This is a genomic window from Endozoicomonas atrinae, assembly GCF_001647025.1.
GTDB classification, from domain to species: domain Bacteria; phylum Pseudomonadota; class Gammaproteobacteria; order Pseudomonadales; family Endozoicomonadaceae; genus Endozoicomonas; species Endozoicomonas atrinae.
This window is the reverse complement of record NZ_LUKQ02000337.1, coordinates 1-4,592: the sequence shown is the minus strand read 5'-3', so window position 1 is coordinate 4,592 and position 4,592 is coordinate 1. Positions and strand designations below refer to the sequence as shown.

Below are 4,592 nucleotides of genomic sequence, written 5' to 3'. Positions count from 1 at the left end.
AGTGGGTAGGCGGCTGATGACCTATATAAGCCCCGGAACCATAACAATAGCTAACCTATACGGAGGTACTAATTATGAAATCTATAGCTATTTATAATGACAGGGTTCGGCGCTCGCTAATTGATCCAGAGGAAAAAGAAAAGCTAGAAAGCGAAGGCTGTTTATATATTGTAATGATGACTGCCAATCTAACTCATACCATTAAAGACAAGATTGGTTTAGCAACCGCTATTGCCAACTTTGATAACTTCCATGAAGACAATGATCCATACGGTGAACATGACTGGTTATCGCTGGATTTTGATAATGAAAAAATATTCGTCAAATTCGATTATTACGACCGTGAATTAGAACATGGATCAGAGAATCCAGAGGACTTGTCCAAAACAATTCGGGTTTTAACCGTCATGCTCGCCATTGATTATTGATTAAAAATGTATATTCTTACCTTCAAGAATCCTGAGTTATTAATTATAAAGGCTGTTCAGTGGAACCAATTAATTATCTAAACAGTAGTTATCCAGAAATACCTAATCCATGGTGTTCCAGAAGTAGAGCCCAATATCTAGGCAGGCCGGTTGAACAAAAAGATATAATTAGAAAGCTTGGGGTTTTATACAACCATCAATTAGATTCTTGCAGAGGTCAGCAGCTGCTTAGGACTTCCATATCCACAAGAACTCCTGCAATGATAAAATCTCCCAATCTTGAAAATGAACTTATCTTTTATTCCAAACTTAGAAAGCCAAGCGATGAAGAGGTGAAGTTGTACTCGCTGGATAGTAGCTATAACATGCTTGATATTAAAGTAAATCTCAATTACGAAACAAGATCATTTGCTCATTTCTTTTATCGGCCTGAATCAAACTTCATTGCACTACACGACTTGGAATCAAATCCACAGCGAAGAGGAATTGGCTCATTTATGTTGTATGCAGGCTCTCTATTTGCGAAAGAACGAAATCTTGATCATTTCTATGTTGTAAGTGCAGAAAAAGAAGCCTATACATTCTATCAGAAGTGCGGTTTTCAAGATGAGTTGCATTTCTATCAATATTCTGTTGCTGATATTGAATCTGATACAGATACAATTCTTGAAAGAACTTCCAAAATGGCAGATGGGTTCAGTGTTTCTGAATTACAGAAAGCCGCTATAACAACATGCGTCAGGCGCTGGAATTCAGACATTTCACTCAAGTGAAAGAATGAACACTTTTGTATACCAATGAACAGGCTTTCAGCCTGTTTTCATCGTGAAAATCAGCCTTTTCAAAAAAATGTATACCCATTTTTGAGTTCTGGCGCTAACGAAACACCGCGCCACCTAGAACCCGCAACGAAGAAAGAACTCCAGGGACCCCGAAAGTAAGCGACTATAACCGTTTATCAAACTTATCTTGTAAGTACCAGGTGATTCAGCTACCAGAAAACAGAGAGAAAAACCGATATAAAGAGGGAAGGGGGAAAATTAAAAATAATTTGAAATACACGACACGTAACCCATAGTTAAAATAACAATAACGAAAAACAAGGGCAGTACCATGAAAACAACTAAACAATTAAAAGAATCAATCGAAACCAAGATCAAAAGAGCGCAGGAAATGAAGCCTGTATTAGACGACCTGAAGTCTACTGTCTCTTGGCTGGAAACTATCTCCCGATTTTTCACCGTTGAAGTAGCGGGCGATATGAAAAAATACACCGACGATGAAGAGTGGATGGAGAGCGTAGACGAAGTAAGCATCACCATACCGAAACTCAAAAAACTGAAAACCCTGACAGACGAACTCAAAAATCTCGAAAAGAGCATGAAGTTTTAATAGCGAGGCTACCACCATGAACACACGCACTATGCCAGTTACCGACAATGCCGACCTAGCATGCTCAGCAATGATACAGGCAAAACGTATAGCTCTATTATCCGAGAAGCTGGCAGACCTAGCCGAATATATAGCCGAGAATCCAAGCGCCGTGGACGAGCTAGAATTAGCCGAGAGCTATATAGACGAAGCGAGCATACACGTAAACGGTATAGAGCTTTTTCACTCTCGCTTATCAGCCAGTTTGCCGCTGGTCAGGGACTAAAAAAATTTATTGAAATACACGACAGACAACCCATAGTTAAAATAACAACAACGAATAATGATAAACAAAGGAGTAACAACCATGACTACTACTAAACCCACCAGCAAGAAAACGACTACCAACAAAAAAGAGGGTACTACCATGGCTAAGGACAAAATGGAACGCAACAGTAAATCTAAAAAGTCTCCTGAAGAACGATTTGTAGAGACTGTAAATGTGAGAATGCCAAAGGCGCTAAAATTAATCGAGCGTGTAGGCGAACTGGCTGATAAGTCAAAATACGAGTACACAGTAGAGCAAGCTGATAAGATCAAAGAGGCACTTAAAAATGCCGTAACTGATCTGGCTGAAAAATTCGATAAGGGTGAGCAAAAAGAAGAGCCAGTCTTTAAACTCTAATCACCGAACCGAGCAGGCCAGCGAGCCTGCTCAAAACCAGCAGGCTATAGAGCCTGTTTTTTTGTGCCTCCCTACTACCAACCCGCCAGAATCAGAAGCCCCGAGACTGCCGCCGTTCACGCCCCGTAACGCCGGTTTTTCCCTCCGACCCTACTGGTAGCCCTCTCAGGAAAAAGCCTCCTAGACAGGCCTGAATGCCGCCTCACTCAATTACCGCTTTATACCGTCTTTCCGCTATCGCCCGTCATTACTAGGCTATACGGCCATACGCTAGGAGCGCCCGTTGAGGCCGATTGAGGCCGGTTTTTCCCGTATAGGCTATAGAACCGCCGATTAGGAAAAAGCCCCGCAGAGCGGCCTGAATGCCGCCTGCCGCTTATCGGTAATCAGCGGCAAAGCTGGCATTACAGACGGTAAAACGTCAAAAAAATAACCTGATACTGGCGCTGACTCGCAGACTCCAATACACCTTACCTGATGACCTTGAAATCACCTTACCTAGCCGATCTTGATTTCACCTTACCTAGCGGCACGGCAAAAACATGAGCCTTAAAATCGCTGAAGCCCTAGAGAATTGAAGGCTGAAGAAAATTTGATACATATGGAAATATGTAACTTAACGACAGTTGATGTTAAAATGAATGCTTGTTTTTAGTATATTCATCCGGCTAGCAGGCTATTAAGCAGATATATACACTAATTTTTTTAATAATACAGCGAGTAGTCATGTTTTTGCCCTGTACCTAGCGGCTCTGGAAATCACCTTAACTGGCTACTCTTGCAAATACATTAAACCGTTCTTTTTATATCAATATCTGTCAATCAGTGATGGCAGGAATGTATATTGTAAATCCGGCAAAAATTAAGTTTGGATCTTTAATTAAAGGCCTGTTGTTTTTCCAGATGTCTTTCCAGTGACGGCTGGTGCCGTATGCATTTTTGGAAATAGATGTTAACGTATCTCCTCGTTTGATTAAGTATGGATCGCCATTTTTGTTTTGAATAAATTTCTCAGCTGGTTCTGGGAAAGTTAATATCATTCCCTCTTTGATGATGTTTTCAGAGCCAATTTTGTCGGAGTTTGAATCTTTGATGGTTCTCCATTGCTCATAATCACCATATATTTCGAAAGCGATTTTCATTAGAGTATCATTTTGATTGACAGTATAAGAGCCTTGGCTGTATGAAAGGTTGTTTATCTCTGAGCCAGAGGTGACAAAACTTGACAGTTTATAAGATGTAGATTTGTTACTATGTTTACTGGACTCTGCCACGCCTCTGTTTCCGCTGATAGTCGAAGGCTCAATTTTTGTCGGTTTTTGGGATACTACCTCTGCTCTAGAACTGTCAGAAGCTGGCATTTGTTGAGCATTCTGCACCTTTAAACTTTTAGCTGAAACAGAGCCCTCTCTTTCTTTGTTGGTGATTGAAAGTGAGTTGTTTTTATTTGAATCAGTTTTTTTTCTTGAATTTTCGAAGGAAGGCAATACATCTTTGTCACTATCAATCGCTTTTTCTTTTTCATGTGAGTCAGAGCAGGCGGCTAATCCAAATGCCAATCCAATTATTAACAAGCTTTTCATATAAACACCCGGTCAGGCTATCAATGGAATCAATTGATTTAATTGTTGGTTATAAAAATCAATAAATAAAGATCGGTAGGTTTGTTTGGCTGGGTTAGTATTAAATGCTATTAATTACTCCTGACTGTTATTTTATTGACGATGCTACCTGTTATCGGAAATCAAAGTCATTTAATCCGCTTCCTTAACTGGCCACTCTGGAAATCACCTTAACTCACACTTCCTTTGTGCCATTGAACATCGGGTGATTGCTTTCCATGCTTGCCGGGGTGCTTGAAAAGACGTGAACCGGGAGAACGGTCAGAGACTCGCCCTCAGTCCTGAAGTGGTGCGGTGACATAGGATCGAGTACGACGACCATACCGGGGAGTAGTTCAACCTCATCAGTCTTTTCAGACTGCCCGACGATGGAATACCCACGGCCAGAGTGAACATAAACAACCCGGGTTGTCGGATGAATATGATGCACTTGCTCAGAAGTAAACGGTGGAATGGTGAGTTGCTGGAATGTCGGATCACCGATTC

Annotated in this window: 6 protein-coding genes; 4 read left to right on the top strand and 2 right to left on the bottom strand. The window is 41.0% G+C overall.

What is annotated here, in order from left to right:
- Window positions 1-74 precede the first annotated feature (74 nt).
- The 4 genes from AK963_RS25620 (at window position 75) to AK963_RS25600 (ending at window position 2,484) form a co-directional block, all read left to right on the top strand.
- Window positions 75-428 (top strand): DUF3768 domain-containing protein, encoded by a 354-nt coding sequence (locus AK963_RS25620; RefSeq protein ID WP_066018208.1) that lies wholly within the window; start codon window positions 75-77, stop codon window positions 426-428.
- A 59-nt stretch (window positions 429-487) separates the two neighbouring features.
- The gene (locus AK963_RS25615) at window positions 488-1,201 is read left to right on the top strand and encodes an N-acetyltransferase (protein WP_139117660.1); all 714 of its coding nucleotides are present in this window, start codon (window positions 488-490) and stop codon (window positions 1,199-1,201) included.
- Window positions 1,202-1,541: 340 nt separating this feature from the next.
- Window positions 1,542-1,820, top strand: a complete 279-nt coding sequence (locus tag AK963_RS25610) for a hypothetical protein (protein WP_066018206.1) — start codon at window positions 1,542-1,544, stop codon at window positions 1,818-1,820.
- A 346-nt stretch (window positions 1,821-2,166) separates the two neighbouring features.
- On the top strand, window positions 2,167-2,484 hold the full coding sequence (locus tag AK963_RS25600) for a hypothetical protein (protein WP_083232891.1): 318 nt from the start codon (window positions 2,167-2,169) through the stop codon (window positions 2,482-2,484).
- A gap of 818 nt (window positions 2,485-3,302) precedes the next feature.
- Here the strand turns inward: AK963_RS25600 and AK963_RS25595 are convergent.
- Window positions 3,303-4,067, bottom strand: coding sequence for a LysM peptidoglycan-binding domain-containing protein (locus AK963_RS25595; RefSeq protein WP_066018204.1), 765 nt, complete (start codon window positions 4,065-4,067; stop codon window positions 3,303-3,305).
- A 214-nt stretch (window positions 4,068-4,281) separates the two neighbouring features.
- Window positions 4,282-4,592 (bottom strand): cupin domain-containing protein (locus AK963_RS25590; RefSeq protein WP_175404654.1); only part of this gene is annotated, 311 nt, incomplete at its 5' end.